Raw genomic sequence first — 21,769 nt, forward strand, 5'->3', positions numbered from 1 at the left:
TTAGGGCGTGTTCGGCACCCTCGCCCGGAAAAGACCGATCCCGGGCTATCGACACGGCGCCCGGGCAGAACTTAGCCTGGAAAACGGGACCTGCCCTGACCAGGAAGGGTTCCCATCACTCCCCCAGGGCCGTTCGCGCCCCACCCCTCCCTCCGCCCCTCCCGTCACCGTCCGAGAGCACCAGGTGAACGGTCTTGATGTCAGGACCCGCGGACCCCGGGCCCGACCTCACCGCCGCACGAGAAAGCTGGTGGACCGATGACGACCGGACCCGGCCGCCCCCGACGGGGGGAGCACGAGCTCCTTCCGGTCACCGGCGGGGTTCCCCGTGCCGACCCGCACTTCACCGGACGCGAGGCCGCCCTGGAGCGGATCCACGACTTCCTCGACTCCCGTCCCGGCGCGCGTTTCCTGATCAGCGGCGGCCACGGTGTCGGCAAGAGCCGCATCGCCGCCGAGTACGCGTACCGCTACTCCCGCGAGTACGACCTCATCTGGTGGATCCCCGCCGCCACCGACATCGAGACGCACCGCGCCTATCTGCGCCTGGCCGAGCACATCGGGCTGCCGGTCTCCTACGAGCACCTCCCCCGCACCGTGCAGTCCGTGCGGCGGGAGCTCTCCGAACGCGCCGACCTCGGCTCCTGGCTGCTGGTGTTCGACGACGTCGTGGACGTGGAGGCCCTGGCCGCCGAGTACTTCCCGCACAGCGGCGGGCACGTCATCGTCACCTCCCGGCACCACCGCTGGCTGCCCCGGGGCCAGGGCAGGCAGCGCTTCGACGGGCAGGTGGTGCCCCGGCTGACCACCGCCGAGAGCCTGTCCCTGCTGCGCCGGATCTGTCCCGAGCGGCTGGGTCCCCCGGGTGACGGCGAGCGCCTCGCCGAGCTGCTCGAACACCTGCCCCTGGCGCTCAGCCAGGTCGGCGCGTTCCTGCGGGAGTCCGCCATGCCGACCGGCGACTTCCTCGAGCTGTTCGAGGAGCGCTACGACGCGATGCTCTGGCAGATGGGGGCGGACGACGACCACACCGCCCCGCTGCGGGTGGCCTGGAGCATCCAGGCCGAACACATACTGGAGGGGGCCGACGAAAGGGAGCGGGAAACCGGGCGCACGGCCCTGGAGCTGGTCCGGCTCTGCGCGTTCTTCGCGCCCCTTCCGCTCTCCCGGGGCCTCTTCCACCGGACCGACGACGCCGTGCTGGACCGCGCCCTGGAGTACATGGGCCGGTACGACCTGGCCTTCTTCGACGACCGAAACAACGCCTTCCAGCTACACGAGCTGTGCCAGTCCGTGGTTCGCGACTCGCTCACCATGGCGGAGCGGGTACACCACCGGAACCTGGCCCACCTGGTCCTGGCGGACAACGCCCCGGAGGGGCCCACCGACCCGGCCCACCGCGCCGCCTACCTGTCCCTGTACACGCACGTGAAGGCCTCGCAGGCCTGGACCAGCCGGGACCCGCGAGTACGCGCCACGGTGCTCAACGTGGTCGACTTCCTCACCGAGGTCGGCAACTACACGGACGCGACCAGCCTGCTCGGGCAGGCCGTCAACGTCTGGCTCGACGACCCGAGCATGCTCCTGCACGCCCGGCTGCGGCGCAACAAGATCCGGCGCATCCACGGTGAGTACGTCACCGCGCTGGAGGAGGCCAGGAGCATCCACGCCGAACAGGTCGAGCGGGAGGGACCCGACAGCGACGAGACTCTGGAAGCACTCCGGGCGGTCGCCATCTCGCTGAGCGGCCTGGCCCGGTTCCAGGAGGCCGGACAGCTGTTCCGCGACATCCTGGGCCAGCGGCGCGAACGGCACTCCGCCGCCGACCGGCGCACCTTGGAGGCGGCTCACGACTACGGGCAGGCCTTGCAGGAGCAGGGCCGGTTCGAGGAAGCGCTGGCCATCGACCAGAGCACCCTGGCGGGACGCCGCGCCCTGCTCGGGCCGGACGACGTACAGACGCTGCGCACAGGACTGTCCCTGGGCCTGAACCTGATCCTGCTGGGCCGGTTGGACGAGGCCCGGGAACAGCTCACGGAGTGCATGGAGCGGTTCGATACCGCCGCGGAGCCCGACAGTCCGCACGCGCTTCAGGGGATGCTGTTCCTGTCTGTGGCGCACCGGCGGCTCGGTGATCCGGAACGGGCGCTGGAGCTGTCCACCCGGGCTCTGGTCCGGTACCGGCGCAAGCACCCCTCGACCGTCCGGCAGGTGCTGTACTGCCGGGTCATCCGCATGGTGTCGCTGGCGCGGACGGGTTCCCTGGACGAGGCGCTGCGCGAGGTGGACGACCTGATGCCGCCGCTGGACGAGCGCTACCCCGCGGAGCACCCGTTTCCGGCCGCGGCCCGGCTCAGCATGGGCATCGTCCTACGGGCCGCGGGGCGCCACACCGAGGCGCTCAAACGCGACCAGGAGGGCCTGGAGCGGCTGCTGCGGATCTACGGTCCGGGGTCGTTCAGCACCCTGCCCGCCGCGCTCAACGTGGCCACCGACCTGTACCACCTGGGCCGGTTCCGCGAGGCGGGGGACCTGGAGGCCATGACGGAGGCGGACTGCCGTCACCGGCTGCCCGCCGACCATCCGATCCTCCTGACAGCGCGCCGGAACCACCTGGTCAGCCGACATGCCGGGGGTGAGGACGTGAGCGAGGAATGGGACCGGCTACGCGCGGAATTCGCCGAACGCTTCGGCGGCGAGCACCCCGGGACGGTGTCCATGTCCTCGTTCACCCGTCAGGACTGCGACGTGTTCCCCGTCGCGCCCCTGTGAGGGAGCCTCAGAACGATCCCTTGGAAACCGCGAGAAAGGTGCTCCACTCGCGGTTGTCGAATCCCAGCTGGGCGTCCTCGGGATGCACCGAGTCACGGAAGAATGATTCCCCTGACTTCAGGTTGAGAACCTCACAGCAGGCCCCGATGTCATAGGAGTACTGCGACTTGCGCCACCGGCCGAAGAAGGCCTGAGATTCCCCCGCGCGCATTTCGGTCATGTTCTTGTCCTGATCTGTCAACGTTGACTTCGGGCTACTTCAAGCACGCCGAATCGGGGCCCTGACCGCACTGGACACAGCGATGACATGGCAGGTCAGAGCCCGGATACACGAGACGCGGAGGCGCCCGCGCGCGATGCGGCGGGAAACACAGGAGGAACGCTAGCGTACTCCAGCCCCAGGAAGCGATACCGCAACCGGGCATGGCTCACGAATTTCCTTGATCGTTTCTCATTAGTGATCATCGGGGATTCCTTCGACCTGTGTTGGGATTTTGGCAATCAGTGCTGCTTTTCGTACCCGTTTGGCCGCATTCAGAAAAGACAAAGGTGGGTTCTTTGACAGAGCAGTGGCGGCGGAGGGTGATCAACTGGGGCCGTTCCTCGGGGATCCGGCTGGGCAGCGGCGTGCTGTCTCCAACCCCACACCTGGAGTGCCCGTTGCTTCCGAAACCCCCTCATCCCCGGTGATCTTGCTACCAGAAGCAAGTTCGGCGCCGATTTCGCTTCTGGTAGCAAGATCATCTGCAGGAGGGGGACCTAAACCCGGAACGGAACCTATCCGACCGGCATCGCGAGGTGCTCGGTGATCCGGTCGGAGAGGCGGTCGGACCACTGCCCCCGGTCCACCCCCAGGGCGGCCTCGCCCAGCCGCAGCAGCTGGACGTCCGACGTCCCGGCCGGAGCGAAGATGTGGTGCGTGTCCCGCAGGTACCGCTCGATCGGTCGGTGCGTGTACAGCCCTTGGGCCGCGTGCACCTCCATCGCGTTCCGGGCGGTGTCCAGGGCGTACTCCACGTTCACCAGCTTGGCGTTGATCAGCTCGTGGTCGCAGGGCCGCCCCTGGTCCAGCAGCGAGACCGCGTGGTAGAGCGACAGCGTCGCCATCATCAGCCGGGACTGCATCTGCCCCAGCTTCAGCTTCACCGACGGCACCTCGGCCAGGGGTTTGCCGTAGCGGAACACCTCCGAGGCGTAGGCGCTGGTCTCCTCCACCAGGGCCCGGTGGATGCCCAGGGCCACCGCGGCGAGGTTGGCGCGCCCGTACAGGACGCTCGACGAGTAGGCCACCGACAGCCCGTCGCCCTCCGCGCCGAGCATGTTCGCGGCGGGCACCCGGCAGTCCTCGAAGACCAGCTCACCGAAGCTGAACCCGTGCAGACCCATGGTGCCCTGGTGCTCGCCCAGCGAGAAACCGGGCCGGTCGGACTCCACCAGGAAGGCGGACAGTCCCCGCGAACCGGTCCCCGTCCGGACGACCACGCCGTGCAGGTCGCCCACGTGGCTGTTGCCCACGAAGACCTTCTGCCCGTTCAGGACGTAGTCGTCGCCGTCGCGCACCGCGCTGGTGGTCATGCCCAGGACATGCCCGCCAGAGCCGTACTCGGTCACCGCGATGGTGGGCAGGCAGCGCCCGGCCGCGACCTCGGGCAGCCAGGTCCGGCGCTGCGCCTCGTCCCCGAAATGCACGATCTTGGCGACCCCCAGCTGCGAGGCCTGCACCATCGCGCCCATGGCACCGCTGACCCGCGAGATCTCCTCGATGATGATCGTCTTGGCCAGGTGCCCCAGCCCCATCCCGCCGTGCTCCGGCCCGACGGTGACCCCGATCCACCCCTGCTCGGCGATCAACCGCGAGAGCTCGTGGTCGACACCGCGAACACGCTCCATCTCCGGAACCCGGGGCGCCACCTCCCGCTCCGCGAAATCACGTACTTCCTTGCGCAGCGCCTCGTGCCGTCCGTCGCCGAAGTGATGCTCCATGTCTTTCCCTTCCGCGCCAGGAACGTCCTGGTCGCACCCGGTTCCGACGCGGCTCACGCGGGTTCGTTCCGGTTCTGACCTGCTCCGGCCAGAGCCCTACCGGAACCGGTCAGGAACCTGAGTGCCCGTGCTCAGGCTCGCGGAAGCAGCCATGGGTATCGGGCCCCGGGCATGCGAACGGCCCGGGGCGCGCGCCCGCCCCGGGCCGTTTGAGGGGAGAAACTCGGTCTCTCCCGGGAGAGGACCTAGTCCCAGTCCAGGCCGCCACCCGTCTGGTACTCGATCACTCGGGTCTCGAAGAAGTTCTTCTCCTTCTGGAGGTCCATCATCTCCGACATCCACGGGAACGGGTTCTCCGTCTCGCCGAAGATCGGAGCCAGGCCGATCTGCTCGGCGCGGCGGTCGGTGATGAAGTGCATGTACTTCTCGCACAGCTCGGAGTTGAGGCCCAGCACGCCGCGCGGCATGGTCTCGCGGCCGTAGGCGACCTCGAGCTCGCAGGCGTCGGTGAGCATCTGCCGCACCTCGGCCTGGAACTCCTCGGTCCACAGGTGCGGGTTCTCGATCTTGATCTGGTTGATCACGTCGATGCCGAAGTTCAGGTGGATCGACTCGTCGCGCAGGATGTACTGGTACTGCTCGGCGATACCGACCATCTTGTTGCGGCGGCCCAGCGACAGGATCTGCGCGAAGCCGGTGTAGAACCACATGCCCTCGAAGATCACGTAGAACGCGACCAGGTCACGCAGGAAGGCCTGGTCGGCCTCGGGCGTGCCGGTGCGGAACTCCGGGTTCTCCAGGTTCTGGGTGTACTTGAGCGCCCAGGCGTCCTTGGCGGTGATCGAGGGGACCTCGCGGTACATGTTGAAGAGCTCGCCCTCGTCCAGGCCGAGGCTCTCGCAGATGTACTGGAAGGTGTGCGTGTGCACCGCCTCCTCGAAGGCCTGGCGCAGCAGGTACTGGCGGCACTCCGGGTTGGTCAGCTGGCGGTACACGGCCAGGACGATGTTGTTGGCGACCAGGGACTCCGCGGTGGCGAAGAACCCCAGGTTGCGCTTGAGCATGAGGCGCTCGTCCTCGGTCAGCCCGTCCTTGGACTTCCACAGCGCGATGTCGGCCTGCATGGCCACCTCGGTGGGCATCCAGTGGTTGTTGCACCCGGACAGGTACTTCTCCCACGCCCACGTGTACTTGAGGGGCAGCAGCTGGTTGACGTCGGCGCGGGCGTTGATCATCGACTTGTCGTCGACGTTCACGCGCTCGGCGTCGCGCTCGATCTCGCCAAGGCCACTGGTGGCTGCGGCGCTGTTCTCGGAAACCGCGGTCATGCTCGGTACTTTTCCGTTCTCCGGTCGGGCCGGGGTCGTCTGTGGGAGCGGAGGGAGGGCGAGGAGGCGGGGCGCCCGCCCTCTGTGACGGGCGCCCCGGGGGTCCTCGTTACTGGCAGGCCTCGCACTCGGGGTCCTCGATGCTGCACGCCTGGCCGTCGACGATCTCGAACTCGTCCTCGGGCGTCACGGGCTCGGCCACCGGGGCCGGGCTCGGGGCCGGGGCGGCGGGCACCGGGGCGGCCACGGGAGCGGCTGCGGCCGCCGGACCGGACGACACCGCGTTGAGGCGGCCGTCCGTGCCCTTGAGCGTGCTCTTCTCCACGTGGGTGGCGCTCTGCGAACGCAGGTAGTAGGTGGTCTTGAGACCGGAGCGCCAGGCGCGGCGGTACAGGGCGTCCAGCTTCTTGCCGCTGGGGGCGCCCATGTACAGGTTCAGCGACTGGGCCTGGTCGATCCACTTCTGGCGGCGCGAACCGGCGTCCACCAGCCAGTTGGGGTCGACCTCGAACGCGGTGGCGTACAGGGCCTTGAGGTCGTCCGGGACGCGGTCGATGTCGCCGAGGCTGCCGTCGTGCATCTTCAGCGCGGACACCATGTCGTCGTCCCAGAGACCGCGCTCCTTGAGGTCGCGGACCAGGTAGTCGTTGACCACGGTGAAGTCGCCGGACATGTTCGACTTCACGAACAGGTTCCGGTAGACCGGCTCGATCGACTGGCTGACGCCGGTGATGTTGGCGATGGTCGCGGTGGGCGCGATCGCCATGACGTTGGAGTTGCGCATCCCGTTGCTCTTGACGCGCTCACGCAGGGAGTCCCAGTCCAGGGTCTCGCCGCGGTCCATGTCCAGGTCGCCGCCGCGGGACTCGGCCAGCAGGCGCAGGGAGTCGATGGGCAGGATGCCCCGGCTCCACAGCGAGCCGTCGAAGCTCTCGTAGGCACCGCGCTCACCGGCCAGCTCCATAGACGCCTCAATGGCGTAGTAGCTGATCAGCTCCATGCTCTCGTCCGCGAAGGTCACCGCGCCCTCGGAGGCGAACGGCGTGCGGATCTTGAACAGCGCGTCCTGGAAGCCCATGAGGCCCAGACCCACCGGACGGTGGCGCATGTTCGCGCGGCGCGCCTCGGGGATCGTGTAGAAGTTCACGTCGATGACGTTGTCCAGCATGCGCACGGCGGTACGGACGGTGCGGCGCAGGCGCTCGACGTCGATGCCGTTCGGGCCCACGTGCTGGGGCAGGTTCACCGAGCCGAGGTTGCAGACCGCGACCTCGTCCTTGCTGGTGTTCAGCGTGATCTCGGTGCACAGGTTGGAGGAGTGCACCACGCCGTTGTGCTGCTGCGGCGAGCGCAGGTTGGACGGGTCCTTGAAGGTGATCCACGGGTGGCCGGTCTCGAACAGCATGGTGAGCATGCGGCGCCACAGGTCCACGGCGGGCATCTTCTTGGAGACCTTGATGCGGCCGGCCTCGGCGTCGGCCTCGTACTTCTCGTAGGCCTCGACGAAGTCCTTGCCGTACTTGTCGTGCAGGTCGGGGACCTCGTCCGGGGAGAACAGGGTCCAGCTGCCGCCCTGCTCCACACGCTGCATGAACAGGTCCGGAACCCAGTTCGCGGTGTTCATGTCGTGGGTGCGGCGGCGCTCGTCACCGGTGTTCTTGCGCAGGTCGAGGAATTCCTCGATGTCGATGTGCCAGGTCTCCAGGTAGGCGCAGACCGCGCCCTTGCGCTTGCCGCCCTGGTTGACCGCCACGGCGGTGTCGTTGGCGATCTTCAGGAACGGGACGACGCCCTGGCTCTTGCCGTTGGTGCCCTTGATGTGCGAGCCCAGGCCGCGGACCGGGGTCCAGTCGTTGCCCAGACCGCCCGAGTACTTGGACAGCATGGCGTTGTTGCTGATGCCGTGGAAGATGTCGTGCAGGTCGTCGCCGACCGTGGTCAGGAAGCAGGACGACAGCTGCGCGCGGACCGTGCCCGAGTTGAACAGGGTGGGGGTGGAGGCCATGAAGTCGAACGAGCTGAGCAGCTCGTAGAACTCGATGGCGCGGGCCTCGCGGTCGTCCTCGTTGAGCGCCAGGCCCATCGCGACGCGCATGAAGAACGCCTGCGGGAGCTCGTAGCGGACGTCGTCGCTGTGCAGGAAGTAGCGGTCGTACAGGGTCTGGAGCCCAAGGAAGGTGAACTGCTCGTCGCGCTCGGCGTGCAGGGCCTTGCCCAGGCGCTCCAGGTCGAACTGGGCCAGCGCCGGCTCCAGCTGGCCCAGGGCGATGCCGCGGCCGACGTAGGCACCCAGGTAGCTGGCGTAGCGCTCGGCCATGTCGGACTGGGTGGCGGTCTCGGCCTCGCCGCCGACGAAGCTCAGGGCCTCGGTGCGGAGCTTGTCCAGCAGCAGGCGGGCGGCCACGTAGGAGTAGTTCGGGTCGACCTCGACGAAGCTACGGGCGGCCATGACCAGGGCCAGCTCGACCTCGGAGTCGGAGATCCCGGGGTAGAAGCCCCGCCGCGCCTCGGTGAGGACCTTGTCCGCCGAAACACCGGTGAGCCGCGCACAGGCCTCGGTTACGACGTGCTCGATCCGGTCGATGGCGGCGCGGGCGCCACCGCCGTTGGTCGGCTCGGGCCGAACGGATGCGGGCACGGCTTCGACGTCAAGGGTCATACAGCGGCTCCAACCTCGGTAAAGAAGAGTCCCGGCGGGGAAACGGGGTTCACGGGTAGCAGACGCGGCTCGCACCGGTGGCCCCCCGCACTGGATGCGGATGGACTCGCGACCGGTGGGTCGCGGCGGCTCCCCTCGAAGCCCCCTCGTCTGCGTTGCTGATGGCGGGCCCTGGGGACCCGCGGGTGACCTACTCGACCTCCGCTCCCGAGATCGATCGGACCTCGGCGGGCGTGGCGGTCGTCGTTCCCGCCTGCTTCACCAGGGCGGGAACCCCGGTGAACCACCAACGGGACCCGATACTACATCTAGGGGCGGCTGCCTTGGAACACCCCAAGATGATGGCGTGTCGCTGATTTCTCGGATTCATCGACGAGTGTCGAACACACACGTGGAGCGTGGTATGAGTGCCTCACCGGCGCCCGATTCCAGGGCACGGAGCGGTGAGTTCTCAGGCTTTCGGAGAGGGCCGAACACAGCCTAGAACGTCGGAGGGGCCAATGTATCCGCGCCCGCTCCCGCAGGATCGTCACAGGGACGTGTGAGAGCGACGGGAGGGCCTCCGCCGGGCCGGGCGGAGGCGGGGGAACCTGGCGTACCCGGTCGGCCCGGCAGCGCGACTCGGCCGCAGGGAGGCCGGAAGCGGACGCCCGCCCCCACATCGCCGCCGTGTCTGGGCGGAACGCACCCGGCCGGGTATCGGGCCGGGTGCGTCAGAAAGCTCACTCCTGATCGAGACGCAGATCCAGGTCGTCCTCGGGCAGGCCCAGATCGGTCCGGATGCGGAACCGGATCCGCAGCAGCTCCAGGAACAGGTCCCGGGCGTAGGCGGACAACTTCTGGCCCTCGGCCTCCCGAGCGCCCAGGGTGGCCCAGCGCTCCGCGCCCTCCAGGTCGTCGTGGGCGTAGAGGGCCTCGGCGACGTGGATGAAGGTGGAGAGCCCGGACCGGTCCGCGCTCTCCAACCGTTTCAGGTGCTCGTAGGCCAGTTCGCGCTCGTCGAGCTGGAGCAGCGCCCCGGCGCTCAGGGCGTGCGCGTCCACCACTGTCGGGCCGCCGTCGTCCATGGCCCGCTGGTAGGCGGCGCAGGCACGCTCGAACTCCTGCGCGATCTCCCACTGCTCCCCGGCGCGGACGAACAGCTCCGCCCGGGTGACCTCGCTCCCGGCATCGACCCGGTTGGCCAGATCCAGCAGCTGGGCGGCGATCCGACTGTGCTCACCCGACCGGACGGCGTGGAATTCCAACCGGTCGAGTTCTGCCGTCGTCACGCGGGTCAACCGCATCGCCCCCATCCCCTACTCGCACTCGCGCGCGCCGATCAGGGCCTGGCACGCTCCAACGCCTGCCAGAACCCCTGACGTAGTCCGTCACGGACCTCGTCGCGCAACAGGTGGTCGATCGGGAGTGAGGAACCCTGAAGCAGGCGCGCCTCCAGGTCGGAGGGCATCCGGGGTCTCCGTGCCAGCACGGCCTCGACCCATAGGGCGGGTGCCTCACGTGCGATCGACTCCGCGAAGTCGTTCCCTTCTTTGTGCGCGACATGCACCGCGTCATCAACGGTATTCGCGGCGGAGCCCGTCTGCTGGCCATATCCAGGACTGGGACTGGGTTCCTGGTATCCAGCGGGGCCGAATCGGCTGTCGAACTCGGGACCAGTAGGTCGCCTTCCCCCGAAACGGGGTGCGGCGCCACCGCGGCGTGCGGCGTCAGTTTCCGTACTGGTCCCATAGGTAGGGTTTGCGTCCGCCCCACCTCCGAAGCCCGGATCCTCGCCGGCTCCGAACCTCAGATCCTGCTGGGGGGGTGGCGTGTTTCTCTGCGGCGGGCCCTGCTGGCTGTCGGCGAACGAGGCCTGCGGCCCGGTTCCGGCGTCGAAGGCCCGCTGGGGCCCGGTACCGGCGAAGGAGGCCTGGGGCCCCGTCCCGCTGAAGGACGACTGGGCACCGGTCATGGGCGGGCCCTGCGGCTGCCCCTGGCCCTGCGCCTGTGGCGGCACCGGTCTTCCGGGGATCCCGTAGCCGCCCGGGTCACCCCCGCGCATGGACGGGTGTCCCCCGGTTCCGGAGGCCGGATAGCCGCCCTGACCGCCGGGACCGTGTCCGTTGGTGCCGTGTCCGTTAGCGCTGTGCCCGTTCGGCGTGCTCGGGGCGGAGTGCGCCCCGTTGGCCCCGGAGGCACCGGGGTAGGACCCGTTGCCGTTCACACCGGGCGGGACCTGCCCGCCGGAGGGGAAGCCGTTCACGTCGATCGCGCCGGAGGAGGCGTTCTCCGCCCCCGGTCCGGCCAGGTGGTCGACGCCGCGCTGTTGCGCTATCGAACGGCGCATCGCACGCAGCTGCTCCATGGCGCTGCCCTGGGGCACGGGCTGACCGCCGGTTCCGGCGAACATCGCCTCGAGGCCGCCGGTGGAGGTGTTGACCGGCTCGACCCGGCCGGTGTTGGCGGCCGCCGCGGGCTGGCGCGGCGTCTCGGGCGCCGAGCGGGCGCGGCCGTTGTTGAAGGGGGTGGTCGTCTTGGCGGCCGTCTCCTGGGTGGAGCCACCGCCGGAGAGCAGGCTGACGTGCGGACGCAGGTGCCCGGCGCCGATCTCGATGAGGTCGTCGCACTCCCGGCGCAGCGCGCGGGAGATGGTCCAGTTGCCTTCCACCGAGATGTGGACGACCGTGACGCGCACACCCATGTCCTGGACGTCGGCGACCACGGACGCCATGTCCTCGTCCCCGCTGACCAGCACCGCGTCGCACAGGACGCCGGTACGGGCCAGGGTGGTGAGGTCGCGCTGGACGTAGCTCTCCACGCCCTCGCGACGACCCGGACGTATCCGGGCGGCTCGGAACTTGATGCCGGGGATGTCGGCGATGCTGTCCTGCTCCTGGGCGCGCCTGTCGTCGGCGACCGCCTCGTACCAGTAGCAGCGCAGCAGCGGCAGCCCCGTCCGGTCCCGTGCCACCTCGTTGAGGAACTGGACGAGGCCGGAGTAGTCCCAGGCGACGGAGTCCCGGTTACGGGTTCCGTGTACGGCCATCGCGCCGTCGGCGAGAAGGTATCCCGCGTCGACGAACAACGCGCAGCGGTCCACGTGACACCGCCCCCTTCCCTGTCGATCTCTGGGGCCATATCCATGACCGGGGCACAGCCTAGCCAAGTCTGTCTCGTTTTGCGTGTCATCGGCAAACACTGACAGTTATGGACTTGCTACACACAGCCGATTTTCTGGGGTGGGCAGCGGTTTTCCGGTCGTCTTACCAGACCCGCAAAGGCCACCCCGGCAACGGACTTCAGGCGCGCATCGGGGCCGTGAGGGCGACAACCCCCACCAGAACCGCGTCCTGACCGGACGGGATTCGGATATCCGTTTCCCGGCCGAGTACCGCGTCGAATCGGACCACGTCAGTCCCGAAAGTCATCGGGTCCCCCACTGCACCGCGCGCGGAGCTCACGAAGGCGTTGTCGACACTGCCGTGTCCTCCCGAGGGCGCGACCGGGTTCCCGGATACCAGCACCCGGTCACCGCCCAGGTCGGCGTCGCCCTCCCAGGCCACCACGTGGAACCGGGCCGGAACCGACTCCGGCAGCAGCCCGGACACCGGGAACCGCGCCCCGGTCTCGTTCTGGAAGACCGCGGTAGTCTCGTCCAGCACCATCGCCTGGTGGTAGCCCTCGATCGCCGGGTCCTCCAGCACCACGACCAGGCTCCAGCCCGCGTGGACGCCCCGGCCCTCCCGGGCGGGGATGTCGCTGACCCACCACTCACCGCCGCCGCCTGCGCGGACCAGCTCGGTGACGTCGGCGAACGCCTGGTAGGCGGAGTAGCCCGGGAGCTCGGCGACCCGCGTGTCGGTGGCCGTGACGGTCGTGTAGGCGGCCATGCCCGGGCCCTTGACCCGGGCGGTGGGCGCACCGGGGTCGCCCGCCGCGGAGAAGTAGAGCCCGGCCCAGCGCACCGAACCCCCGGCGGGGAGTTCCCAGGTGGCGGAGCTGGAGGAGGTGGTCGTGGGGTCCCAGTCACGGTCGAGGGGGGACATCACCCAGTTGTCGTTGTCGAGCTTGTCGCCGACCCGCTCACGCGCGTCGGCGCACGGCCCGGACTTCTCCTCTTCCTCTTCCTCGCCGTATCCGTCCTCGGGGATGGCGGAGGGGTCGTCGGGGGTTCCGGTCCCGGGTATGTCCCCGGATCCGCCGCCGCCCGACCCGGCACCGCCCTCGGAACCGCCCTCTTCGGTGTCCTCCGACGTTCCGCCTTCGGAACCGCCCTCGGAGCTGCCCGGGGAACCGCTCGGGGAATCGTTGTCGAATCCACCCCCGGAGCCGCCGAGAAGCCCATCCTCACCAAGGGGACCACCGACCCCATCACCCGCTCCGGCACCAGGGGCACCGGTGTCGACGGGGGCCCGGCGCAGGTCGGCGGCGTCCTCCTCCTGGGACTCGGGCCCGGGCGGGGCCATCGGGCGCTCGTCCAGCAGGTCCCCCTGGCCGCCCGAGTCCCCAGAGTCCCCCGAGCCGCCCGGCCAGCCCCACCAGGGCCAGGGCCAGCCGCCCTGGGGCGGATCCGGTTCGGTACAGGTCAGCAGGGCGTTACCCACGGCCTCCGTACGCACCTGGCCCGCTGTGGCGTATCGGGCGGCGATGCCCTCCGGGGTCACCCCCCGCTCACCGACCGCCTGGTAACTCACCTCGCCCGAAGAGATCACCACGCTGGCGGGCACGTTCACGTCGGCGTCGGACGACACCCGGACGTCGAAGAACTGGGTGCTGTTCTCCCCTTCCTCCATACCGGTGCGCACGCACTCGCCGCCGCCGCTGCCCGCCGAGCAGCCCCAGTCGCCGTGGCCGACCGCCATCGGGACGGCGTTGCCCGCGCCGCCGGAGGAGATCATCTCCACCCCGGGCGGCAGGGTGATGGCCGCGAGCACGTCCCCGAGGGTGGCCGCCCCCAGGTTGAGCACATCCAGGACCATGATCCCGTCGTTGCCCGGGATCAGCGCCCCGACCGGGTCGATGCCCGCCGCGAACACCGGCTGGGGTTCCTCGGGCGCCTCGGGGGGCTGTGGAGGCTGGGGGGCTTGGGGGGCTTGGGGGGCCTCGGGGGCGTCCGGGTCCGGCGGGTCCGGCACCGCCGGGGGCGCGGCCGGGGACGACGGGCTCGGGATCGAGGCCGCCGGGATGTCCGCGGGCGCCCCGGGCACGGGTTGGGGCGCCGGGGCGTCCGGGTCAGCCGGGTCCTGCCCGGGCGGATCGGCCGGAGGGTCCCCGGCAGCGGGCGGGTCCCCCGCGGGCGGCTGGTCCTGGGGTGCTGCCACAGGCGGAGGGTCGGTCGGCGGTGCGCCCTCCCCGCCGACCAGGGCGAGCGCGACCGCGACAGCCAGGCCCGCGGCAGCCACGGCCCCGGCCGTGGTCTGCTGCTGGCGGCGGGACATCCGGTTCCACCAGGCGCCGGTCGCGGCCCCGCCCGGGGTCGCGGCGAGGTAGCCCGTGGCACCGAAGCCGACCACCAGCGGAAGGACGATCCCGCGCAGCCCGACGTTGACGTCCATCAGCTCCGCGTACACCTCGCGGCAGTCCGCGCAGTCGTCCATGTGCCGGTCGACCTTGGTGGTGTCGCGCTTGGACAGGCCGCCGCGGACGTAGGCGCCGAGCAGGCCGAGCGTGGGTCGGCAGGCCTCCGCCGCGCCGCCGCCCTCCAGGTGCATCTGGAGGTAGGCCTGGCGCAGGCCCTCGCGCGCCCGGTAGGCCAGGGCGGCCACGCCGTTGGCGTTCATCCCGAGGATGCTCGCGGCCTCGGAGGGCTTGACCCCCTCGATCTCCGTGTGCCAGAGCACGGACTGCCAGCGCTCGGGCAGCGAGAGGAAGGCGCGGGCGATCAGCGAGCGTTCGAGGCCCTCCAGCGCCGGGTCGACGAAGGGTTCGCCGGAGTCGTAGCTCTCCATGTCGTCCGTGACGACCTGGCGCTTCTCCCCCCGGCCCCGGTCGTAGGCGGCGTTGCGGACCGCGGTCAGCAGGTAGGGGCGAAAGGCGTCGCTGGGGCCGCCGCCGCGCTGGATGACGCTGAGCACCTTGGTGAACGCCTCGGCGACCGCGTCCTCGACCTCGGCCTCACCGCGCAGCAGCTGGCGGGCCAGGCCGCGGGCGGCGGCGGCGTGGCGTTCGTAGAGGGTTCCGTAGGCGGCGTTGTCGCCAGCCTTCACCCGCTCGATGATCTCCGCGTCACCGACGAGTGTGTCTGTGTGCTCACCTTCGGCGTCGGTCACCCAGCGCCCTTTCCCTAGTGGTCCCGCGGCCCCCGCCGCGAGCCGGAACCGGAAGGTGCTGGATGCGGGGGTGCGGTGTCAAAGAATCACCTGCTCGAAAAATATCCCGTATCCGCGTCATAGCCGCTACCGATCTCCGTGATTGAGATGAAGGCGAACGGAGGGGCCCACCGCGGGGGCGCGGGCCCACCTCCGTTCACCTGGCCAAACGACAACCGGGAGCTATGCCATGGGCGAGACCGATGTGGGTGCCGGAGCGCGGGACCGTGTGGTTCACCGCGCCCGGGGACTACGTGCGCCGTGGGGGCGCCGGAGCAGGGCAGAGGGTTGGGATCCGGGCGAGGACTGGTGGACGCCCTCCGTGGACGCCCTCTGCGAGGCGTACGCCGCCGGACGGGACCTGTCCGGGGCCTGCGCCCAGCTCGGCGAGGCCCGGGCCCGCTCCGGTGTGGAGATCGGCCGGACCCTGGACGACCTCGACTCCTTCGGCCGGGTCGTGGGCTGGGACCAGGTGCCGCTCCCGCTCGTCCGTGCGCTGGCCGAAGGCTGGGTCGAAGGAGGACGGGACCGGAACACCTGTCAGGACCCGCTCACCGGCCTTGCCGGCGAGGCGTACCTGCGCACCCGGATCAGCGAGCTCTACCGCGGCGCGGACGACACGGTCCCGGCGGCGTTCGGCCACCAGCTCGTGGTGGTGGCGCTGGATCCGGCGCTCGACCCCTGGCAGCGCGCCGCACGGCTGATCGTGCTCGGACACGAACTGAGCCGCTTCTTCACCCGGGGCGAGTCCGTGTGCCTGGTCAGCCGGGGCCGGATCGCGGTGGTCAGCCAGGACGGGCCCGCTCTCGAAGCCCAGATCGACGAACTGCGCAAGGGGATCGGCTGGGAGCACGGGGCCGCCGTGTGGTCGGTCCCGCTGCCCGGCACCCACCGGGAGGCGACCGCCCTGCTCGACGGGCTGTCCCGGTCGCGGAAGGACGAATGACCCACTGACGCCGCCGCGGACCGTGCGGCCCTCCTTGAGGGGGGAGGGCCCGGTCCCGGCGGCCAGCCGACCGCCGCGCCCGCCAGAGGGGACGGAGCGCGCAGCGGTCGGCAGCCCGTCCGACGGGGGTCCTCGGGCTCTCTGGCCCCCGACGAGAGGGCGGCCCACGGGACCGTCGGACGGGTAGGCGCCGCTCATCGCGGCGCCCGGAGGCGCGCTCACACAGGGGAGGTGGGCGCGCCTTCGTCATGTCAGCGGACGATGTGGTGGGGAGATCACCCGACCTTGAGCCGCCCGAGGTCAGCCATCCGCAGGCTGTGGCGGATCATTTCCACAGCCTGTGGACAGAATTCTCGCCTCCCCTACATGAGCAGTGCGGTGACGTGGCTGACCACCATCCCGGCCGCCAGGGCCATGCCGAAGGTCAGCGTCGAGGCCGCCCAGTCACTCCGCCACCACCGCGGGGCCCGGTGACGCCCGCGGGGCTTGCGCGGCGGGAACGGGTCGTCGGGTTCGGATTCCCACCGCTTGGCCTGCCTGGCCTTGCGCTCGGCCTGTTCGCGGCGGTCCCTGTCCACGGCCATCCACTCGGGGACGGCACCGTTCCTGAGCCGGTGGGCGACCCTGGGGTTGCCCGCCATCTGCCGGAGCAGGCGCTGTTCGCGCTCTTCGAAGGTCTCTGGGGCCGTCGCGACCCGGCGAGGTGTCGGCGCGGGGGTCCGGGTGAAGCGGGCTCCGTGCGGGGCGTCGAGAACTGACCTGACCCTGGTGTCCACGGCGGTCATCGCTGCCCACCGCCCAGCGTGAACTCGGCCCACACCGCCGTGCCCAGATCCGCGCAGAACGGGAACGACACCACCGGGTAAGCGCCCCATTTCGCGGCGAGCATCTCCACCATCAACAGGCCCCGACCCCGCTCGGCGCTCAGCCACTCCTGCTCGGTGCGCTCGGTCGGGATCGCCGGAGTGGACTCGCGGGCGCCGTCGTCCACGACCACCAGACGCAGCACACCCGGCTCGGACTCGAAGAGCGCCCGCAGGACCCGGCCGCCGGAATCGCCCGAGAGCGTGTGCTCGACCGCGTTGGCCACGAGCTCGCTCGCACACAACGTCAGCGTTTCGACCAGGTCTTCGCCGAACCCGGCCAGGTCGGCGCGCAGGTCCGCGCGCACGGTGCTCATCTGGGACAGGCGTCCCGGGTAGATCCGCGCCTGCCAGCGGTCAGGGCTCAGGTGAGGCACAATGGACATGTCGACAACTCTTTCTCTAAGGGGTGTTTGTCGGCCTGCTCTGGGGGTGTTGCTGCACCCGCCAGAGCTTTTTCGTGGGTGTTGAGGGTTGAGGGTTCAGCGTGTGGCCGTGATGGTGTGCCCGCAGTAGCGGCACGTGGCCGTTGCGGTATTGCCGCGCTTCACCGGTGGTTGGTCCGGGATGTAGTCGTGCCCTTTGGAGTCTGGGCAGGTGGTCTGGTTATCCATGCCGCCCTACCGGGGCCCTAGAAGTGACTCCAGGGGTTGTCGGTCAGGTCGTAGGGCAGGTGGAACCAGACCTGGCGGTTCTGAGTAAGCCCGTTGTCGCCCCACTCCGAAGCCAGAGCGTTGACCATGGCCAGCCCGCGACCGGCCTTAACCGTCGGGTCCAGCCCGTTCGGGTCGGCGGCCAGATAGCGAGGGTTGTCGGGAGTAGAGGGGTCCGGGGTGTTGATGCCCAGGTCCTTACAGGTCAGTCGGAGTCCGTCCCGCAGGCGCACGCACGTGAGGGAGTAGTAGCCGAACCGCTCCCCCGAGCGCGTGTGCCGGAGCGCGTTGGCGGCGAGTTCGCTGCCCAGGAGGGTGAACAGGTCCTGGTAGTCGGGGTCCTCCCGCTCAGCACAGGCGTTCAGGAAGGCACGCACCAGCGGCATTTGGAGAGGTCCGGCCCCGAACTCGTATCGCCGGTTCCGGAAAGGCGCCCGCCCGGAGTTCGGGTCGAAGTAGTGCCGGTACTTGGACTGCACGGTCGCCAGTAGGGGCACCGTCACCTCCGGCAGCTCCACCGTTGGCACGCTCACACCCCCACCCCGAGACCAGCAGAGCCAGCCGCACCAAGCCAACGCACGCGCACCGGCTTGGAACAGTCAAATCGGAGGAGATCACCCCTGAGCTGGCCCTCTCCCACAGTCTTCAGGAACCGTTTCATGAACTGTCCCATTTTTCGCTACCCCCATAGGAAGTCATCACTGAAGCATGCAGCCCATGATGAACGCTCCAACCACGCCTTCGTAAGGCAGAACGTGATTGTGGGAGATAAAGAACGACCACGTGATGTCTCGAATGATTTTGAAGACATACCATGCCTGCCCATGTTCCAATGAGCACATGACGACCCCTCAAGCCAAGAAGCGATTCGGACGTGAGCTAGCAAGGAACCGCAAACGCGCAGGAATGACCCAAGCGAAGCTGGGCACCATGGTCGAGGTCAGTACTTCCCATTTGTCTAACTTGGAGGGTGGCTACCGAAGTCCTGCCCTGCCATTGCTCCCCCGACTGGACGAGGTTCTGGGAACCGGAACACGCCTTCAGGACCTGTGGGACGATCTCACCGGCACCGGACGTCCGGCGTGGCTGGACGAAGTCACCAACGCCATCCAGAACGCCTCGGCCGTGTACGAATACCAAGTATTGGCGTTCCCAGCGCATCTTCAAACGGAGGCGTACACGCGGGCTCTCATGCGATATGGAGCCCCATGGCTCGCAGAGGACGAAGTGAATGTGCTCGTCGCGGAGCGTATGACCAGGGCCGAGGACTTGGCAGGTGCCACAACGCCTAAGCTGTGGCTGGTGGTGGACGAGTCGCTTTTGTCCCGTCGGTACGGCGGCGCTGAGGTGACACGGGCACAGCTGGAATACATCGCAGAACTAGCGGAACGGGAGCGCTTGACCCTGCAAGTGGTTCCCGTGGACTCCCCCAAACACCCCGGGAACTCCGGAGCGTTCAGCGTGATCGTGACGCAGGACAGTCCGGACTCCGTGTACGTGGAGAACGCCCGAGAAGGACAGTCAGTCACAGAGGCCGACGAGGTGGCACATCGCAGGATGCTGTTCGCCGCACTCCAGGCTGTGGCGCTGACCCCGGACAGCTCCCTGGAGCGCGTCCGAGAAGAGATCAAGAGGTTGGACAAGGCATGAATCAGCAGTGGCACAAGTCGTCGTACAGCGGGGCCACCAACAACTGCGTCGAGGCTCGGGAGACGCCCGCCGCCGTGGATCTGCGGGACACGCAGAACCGGAACCTGGGGCACCTCACGTTCCCGGGGGCAGAGTGGACCGCCCTGCTCACCACGGCCTGCACCGACCGGGCCTAAGCCTCTCCCTGAACCAACTCCGCCCCCGGCCATCGGTCGGGGGCTCGGCATTTCCAGTCTGGACGGGGATGACGTGGTGGCACGAGGAGGAGCGGCGTGCTGGCACGGGGAGGTGAGCACCCCAATTTATTCACTCATGAACCAATAACCCCCAAGGGACACATAGACCCCAAAGATCAGCGCAAATCGTCGATAGCGGTTGGTAGCTTCCAGGAATGATCGCGCGTTTTGCTGGGTTCTTCGTCGCTTCAGTGTTCGGGTTGGCCTTCGTTCTGATCAACAGCGGGCCGCCACTGCCTTCGGGGGTGTCGATGGGGGTTCGGGGCCTGGCTGTGGCTGCCGCCGTCGCCATCGTGGGTCTGGCCGTACTCGGGATGCGGAAGGAGAGTCGGACGGAGGCAGGTGACGCTTCCGCGGGCGCCCCCCGCTTCGGCGCCTTCTTCGGGATGGTCACCACGATCGAGGTGCTGCTGATCATCGGCGGGGCTCAAACCATCAGCCGACTCGACAGCATCCCCGACCAGGCCGGGGTGGCCTGGGTCGCCCTCGTCGTCGGCCTGCACTTCTTCCCGCTCGCCTGGCATTGGAAGCAGCCCGAGATCCTGACTGTCGCCTGGTACGGCACCGTGCTCGGCGGGATCGGGCTGCTCATGGCTCTGCTGGGGCACCCCGACTGGGTTCCGCTGGTCAGCGGGGTCGTCACCGGAGCGGGCTTCCTGCTCGGTCCCCTCGTGGTCCTGGTCCTCATGCTCCGTGGGACGGGAGCGTCCGCCGTGAGTCAGTCGGGCAGCTCACCCAGTCCGAAGTAGGGCAGGCACGGCTCCAGGCCCTCAACCGTCACCGGAACCGTGCGGTGCTTCTCCCAGTTCTCCCTGGTCAGCCGGTACCGGTCCTCGCTGACCTGCTGGCCCCGGAGCGCGACCAGGTTGCTCCCGTCCAGTTCGTAACCGAGCTTGCGCGTCACGCCCCGGGAGGCTTCGCTGGTCTTGAAGGCCTCCGTGACCGCGGCCTCCGCTCCCAGGCACTCGAAGGCCAGGTGCAGCACAGCCGCCCGCATCTCCGTGCCCAACCCCTTGCCCTGGTGGCTCCGAGTCAGCCACGAGCCGGTACTCACCTGGCGGGTGATCGCGAAGTCCTTCCCCGTCAAGTCCTGAATGCCGATCACGGTGCCCTCGTGCACCACGGCCGCGTTGAACGTCCACTTCTCAGGTGTCCACGAGGCCATGGCCTACCAGTTGTGCTGGATGACCCCGGACGCCAGGCGGCGGGGCGTCTGGTCGGTCCAGGGGACGATGAACGGCATCCACTCAGGGTCGTGGATGCCCGCGACGGCGGCTTCGGCCAGCTGGGACAGGTCGGTGTCGGAGGGCATCCGCAGTTGGAGGCGGGGAGTGTTCAGGCGTAGCCCCATCGGGGGGAAGTGGTCCGCGATCATGCCCTGATGATGGCGACGTCCGGCACCGCTGTCACCTGGTTTTCGGGCGCCCCGGGGCCGCCCCGGGGGTCAGCGGAGGAGTTCGTCGATGAGCGCGGCGAGCTCGGCCGCCGCCTTGGACCGGTCTCCCGTGGCGTCGCGCACCACCCAGCCGCGCATCCCGGCCAGGTGCGCGGGGTGCGCGAAGGCGGGGTCGGTCAGCAGGTACCCGCAGGGCGCGTCCGGCCAGTCCGGGACGGTGGGCAGGCGCTCGGTGCGGTAGGCGGCGGGTTCGCCCTCGCGGGGCGGAGTCTCGGTGAGGAGCTGGTTCTTGGCGATGTCGGTGCGGGTGGGGCTGCCGGGTTGGGGCAGTGGGGCGTCCACCAGTACATAGCCGTGGACGGGGCGGTGTGCGGAGCGCTGGGCCGCACCGACCGCCCCCAGAAGCGGGCCGCTGTCCCCCTCGGCGACCAGGACCGCCGGAGCCCGGTCGGCAGCGAGGCGGCCGATCTCCAGGCTCGCCCGGGCGACGTAGCGGGCGGCGTGCGGGGCGGTGTCGTCGTCCGGGATGTCGGGGAACACCGGGGTGTGCCCCTGGGCGGAGAGCGCCTCGGCGGCACCGGGGAGTGAGAAGGGGGCGCGGAGGGTGGGGGGTAGGAGAACAGTGATCACGCGGGACCGCCCGGGCGGGTCTCGTCGCGGACCCAGGTCAGGTACGCGGGGTTTCCGCCGGTCACCGGCACGGCGATGATCTCGGGCACGTCGTAGGGGTGCGTCTGGTTCAGGTGCGCGACCAGATCATCAAGGCGGTCCGCGGCGGTCTTGATCACCACCGTCCACTCCTCGTCGGCCTGGGTCGCGCCCTCCCAGCGGTAGAAGCTCCGGATCGGCCCGCCCACCTGGGCACAGGCCGCAAGCCGGTGCTCGACCACCGAACCGGCCACCGACTCGGCGCCCTCGCGGCTGTCGACGGTGGTCTCCACCCGAACGACTCCGGTCTCTTCCTTCACTGGCATCCCCTCCGGGGCGGGAGCC

General features: G+C 69.4%; 17 protein-coding genes and 1 pseudogene. 5 read left to right on the top strand and 13 right to left on the bottom strand.

Going from position 1 to position 21,769, the window contains the following annotated elements:
- The first annotated feature begins 258 nt into the window (after positions 1-258).
- Positions 259-2,772 carry an FxSxx-COOH system tetratricopeptide repeat protein gene (gene fxsT, locus D457_RS0103070; protein WP_017579172.1) on the top strand — a complete coding sequence of 838 codons (2,514 nt, stop codon included), beginning with the start codon at positions 259-261 and terminating at the stop codon, positions 2,770-2,772.
- A 7-nt stretch (positions 2,773-2,779) separates the two neighbouring features.
- Here the strand turns inward: fxsT and D457_RS0103075 are convergent, their stop codons facing one another.
- The 7 genes from D457_RS0103075 to D457_RS0103105 form a co-directional block, all read right to left on the bottom strand.
- Complete coding sequence (locus D457_RS0103075) at positions 2,780-2,992, bottom strand: DUF397 domain-containing protein (protein ID WP_017579173.1); 213 nt, start codon at positions 2,990-2,992, stop codon at positions 2,780-2,782.
- A 557-nt stretch (positions 2,993-3,549) separates the two neighbouring features.
- A complete protein-coding gene (locus tag D457_RS0103080; protein ID WP_017579174.1) occupies positions 3,550-4,755 on the bottom strand; it encodes an acyl-CoA dehydrogenase family protein in 1,206 nt (401 codons plus the stop codon).
- Positions 4,756-5,000: 245 nt separating this feature from the next.
- Positions 5,001-6,083 (bottom strand): ribonucleotide-diphosphate reductase subunit beta, encoded by a 1,083-nt coding sequence (locus D457_RS0103085; RefSeq protein WP_017579175.1) that lies wholly within the window; start codon positions 6,081-6,083, stop codon positions 5,001-5,003.
- Positions 6,084-6,192: 109 nt separating this feature from the next.
- Positions 6,193-8,742, bottom strand: coding sequence for a ribonucleoside-diphosphate reductase subunit alpha (locus D457_RS0103090; protein WP_017579176.1), 2,550 nt, complete (start codon positions 8,740-8,742; stop codon positions 6,193-6,195).
- Between the two features lie 722 nt (positions 8,743-9,464).
- Positions 9,465-10,037: a hypothetical protein gene (locus tag D457_RS0103095; protein WP_017579177.1), complete on the bottom strand. Its 573-nt coding sequence runs from the start codon at positions 10,035-10,037 to the stop codon at positions 9,465-9,467.
- 26 nt (positions 10,038-10,063) lie between these two features.
- Positions 10,064-11,824: an NYN domain-containing protein gene (locus D457_RS0103100; protein WP_026116278.1), complete on the bottom strand. Its 1,761-nt coding sequence runs from the start codon at positions 11,822-11,824 to the stop codon at positions 10,064-10,066.
- 199 nt (positions 11,825-12,023) lie between these two features.
- On the bottom strand, positions 12,024-14,993 hold the full coding sequence (locus tag D457_RS0103105) for a sigma-70 family RNA polymerase sigma factor (RefSeq protein ID WP_026116279.1): 2,970 nt from the start codon (positions 14,991-14,993) through the stop codon (positions 12,024-12,026).
- A gap of 229 nt (positions 14,994-15,222) precedes the next feature.
- Between D457_RS0103105 and D457_RS0103110 the strand changes: the two genes are divergently transcribed.
- Complete coding sequence (locus tag D457_RS0103110) at positions 15,223-15,978, top strand: hypothetical protein (RefSeq protein WP_026116280.1); 756 nt, start codon at positions 15,223-15,225, stop codon at positions 15,976-15,978.
- 362 nt (positions 15,979-16,340) lie between these two features.
- Here the strand turns inward: D457_RS0103110 and D457_RS0103115 are convergent, their stop codons facing one another.
- From D457_RS0103115 to D457_RS0103125, 3 genes are all read right to left on the bottom strand, one after another.
- Complete coding sequence (locus D457_RS0103115; protein WP_017579179.1) at positions 16,341-16,763, bottom strand: hypothetical protein; 423 nt, start codon at positions 16,761-16,763, stop codon at positions 16,341-16,343.
- Entirely contained in the window at positions 16,760-17,227 is a 468-nt protein-coding gene (locus D457_RS0103120) for an ATP-binding protein (RefSeq protein ID WP_017579180.1), read from the bottom strand. Before D457_RS0103120 ends, D457_RS0103115 begins: the two co-directional genes overlap by 4 nt.
- Before the next feature lie 245 nt (positions 17,228-17,472).
- Positions 17,473-18,027 (bottom strand): ATP-binding protein, encoded by a 555-nt coding sequence (locus tag D457_RS0103125; protein ID WP_039830917.1) that lies wholly within the window; start codon positions 18,025-18,027, stop codon positions 17,473-17,475.
- A gap of 307 nt (positions 18,028-18,334) precedes the next feature.
- On the opposite strand from D457_RS0103125, the gene D457_RS0103130 reads away from it, so the two are divergent.
- From D457_RS0103130 to D457_RS0103140, 3 genes are all read left to right on the top strand, one after another.
- Positions 18,335-19,144: a helix-turn-helix domain-containing protein gene (locus D457_RS0103130; RefSeq protein WP_026116282.1), complete on the top strand. Its 810-nt coding sequence runs from the start codon at positions 18,335-18,337 to the stop codon at positions 19,142-19,144.
- The gene (locus D457_RS0103135) at positions 19,141-19,320 is read left to right on the top strand and encodes a DUF397 domain-containing protein (RefSeq protein WP_017579183.1); all 180 of its coding nucleotides are present in this window, start codon (positions 19,141-19,143) and stop codon (positions 19,318-19,320) included. The genes D457_RS0103130 and D457_RS0103135 overlap by 4 nt, the downstream gene beginning before the upstream one ends.
- A 215-nt stretch (positions 19,321-19,535) precedes the next feature.
- Positions 19,536-20,129 (top strand): hypothetical protein, encoded by a 594-nt coding sequence (locus D457_RS0103140; RefSeq protein ID WP_017579184.1) that lies wholly within the window; start codon positions 19,536-19,538, stop codon positions 20,127-20,129.
- Here the strand turns inward: D457_RS0103140 and D457_RS31770 are convergent.
- The 3 genes and pseudogenes from D457_RS31770 to cutA form a co-directional block, all read right to left on the bottom strand.
- Positions 20,099-20,755 (bottom strand): annotated as a pseudogene (locus D457_RS31770) (GNAT family N-acetyltransferase). The gene D457_RS0103140 and the pseudogene D457_RS31770 overlap by 31 nt on opposite strands.
- A 69-nt stretch (positions 20,756-20,824) precedes the next feature.
- Complete coding sequence (locus D457_RS0103150; RefSeq protein ID WP_017579187.1) at positions 20,825-21,406, bottom strand: hypothetical protein; 582 nt, start codon at positions 21,404-21,406, stop codon at positions 20,825-20,827.
- Positions 21,403-21,744, bottom strand: coding sequence for a divalent-cation tolerance protein CutA (cutA, locus tag D457_RS0103155; RefSeq protein WP_017579188.1), 342 nt, complete (start codon positions 21,742-21,744; stop codon positions 21,403-21,405). Before cutA ends, D457_RS0103150 begins: the two co-directional genes overlap by 4 nt.
- Between the last annotated feature and the right edge of the window lie 25 nt (positions 21,745-21,769).

Origin of the sequence: Nocardiopsis valliformis DSM 45023 (assembly GCF_000340985.1) — a bacterium.
GTDB classification, from domain to species: Bacteria; Actinomycetota; Actinomycetes; order Streptosporangiales; family Streptosporangiaceae; genus Nocardiopsis; species Nocardiopsis exhalans.

Excerpts from the sequence above, each read along its gene's own strand:
- D457_RS0103115 (WP_017579179.1), bottom strand. The coding sequence starts at position 16,763 with ATGACCGCCGTGGACACCAGGGTCAGGTCAGTTCTCGACGCCCCGCAC.
- D457_RS0103075 (WP_017579173.1), bottom strand. The coding sequence starts at position 2,992 with ATGACCGAAATGCGCGCGGGGGAATCTCAGGCCTTCTTCGGCCGGTGG.
- D457_RS0103090 (WP_017579176.1), bottom strand. The coding sequence starts at position 8,742 with ATGACCCTTGACGTCGAAGCCGTGCCCGCATCCGTTCGGCCCGAGCCG.
- D457_RS0103135 (WP_017579183.1), top strand. The coding sequence starts at position 19,141 with ATGAATCAGCAGTGGCACAAGTCGTCGTACAGCGGGGCCACCAACAAC.
- D457_RS0103140 (WP_017579184.1), top strand. The coding sequence starts at position 19,536 with ATGATCGCGCGTTTTGCTGGGTTCTTCGTCGCTTCAGTGTTCGGGTTG.
- D457_RS0103095 (WP_017579177.1), bottom strand. The coding sequence starts at position 10,037 with ATGGGGGCGATGCGGTTGACCCGCGTGACGACGGCAGAACTCGACCGG.
- D457_RS0103085 (WP_017579175.1), bottom strand. The coding sequence starts at position 6,083 with ATGACCGCGGTTTCCGAGAACAGCGCCGCAGCCACCAGTGGCCTTGGC.
- fxsT (WP_017579172.1), top strand. The coding sequence starts at position 259 with ATGACGACCGGACCCGGCCGCCCCCGACGGGGGGAGCACGAGCTCCTT.
- D457_RS0103130 (WP_026116282.1), top strand. The coding sequence starts at position 18,335 with ATGACGACCCCTCAAGCCAAGAAGCGATTCGGACGTGAGCTAGCAAGG.
- D457_RS0103110 (WP_026116280.1), top strand. The coding sequence starts at position 15,223 with ATGGGCGAGACCGATGTGGGTGCCGGAGCGCGGGACCGTGTGGTTCAC.
- D457_RS0103120 (WP_017579180.1), bottom strand. The coding sequence starts at position 17,227 with ATGTCCATTGTGCCTCACCTGAGCCCTGACCGCTGGCAGGCGCGGATC.
- D457_RS0103080 (WP_017579174.1), bottom strand. The coding sequence starts at position 4,755 with ATGGAGCATCACTTCGGCGACGGACGGCACGAGGCGCTGCGCAAGGAA.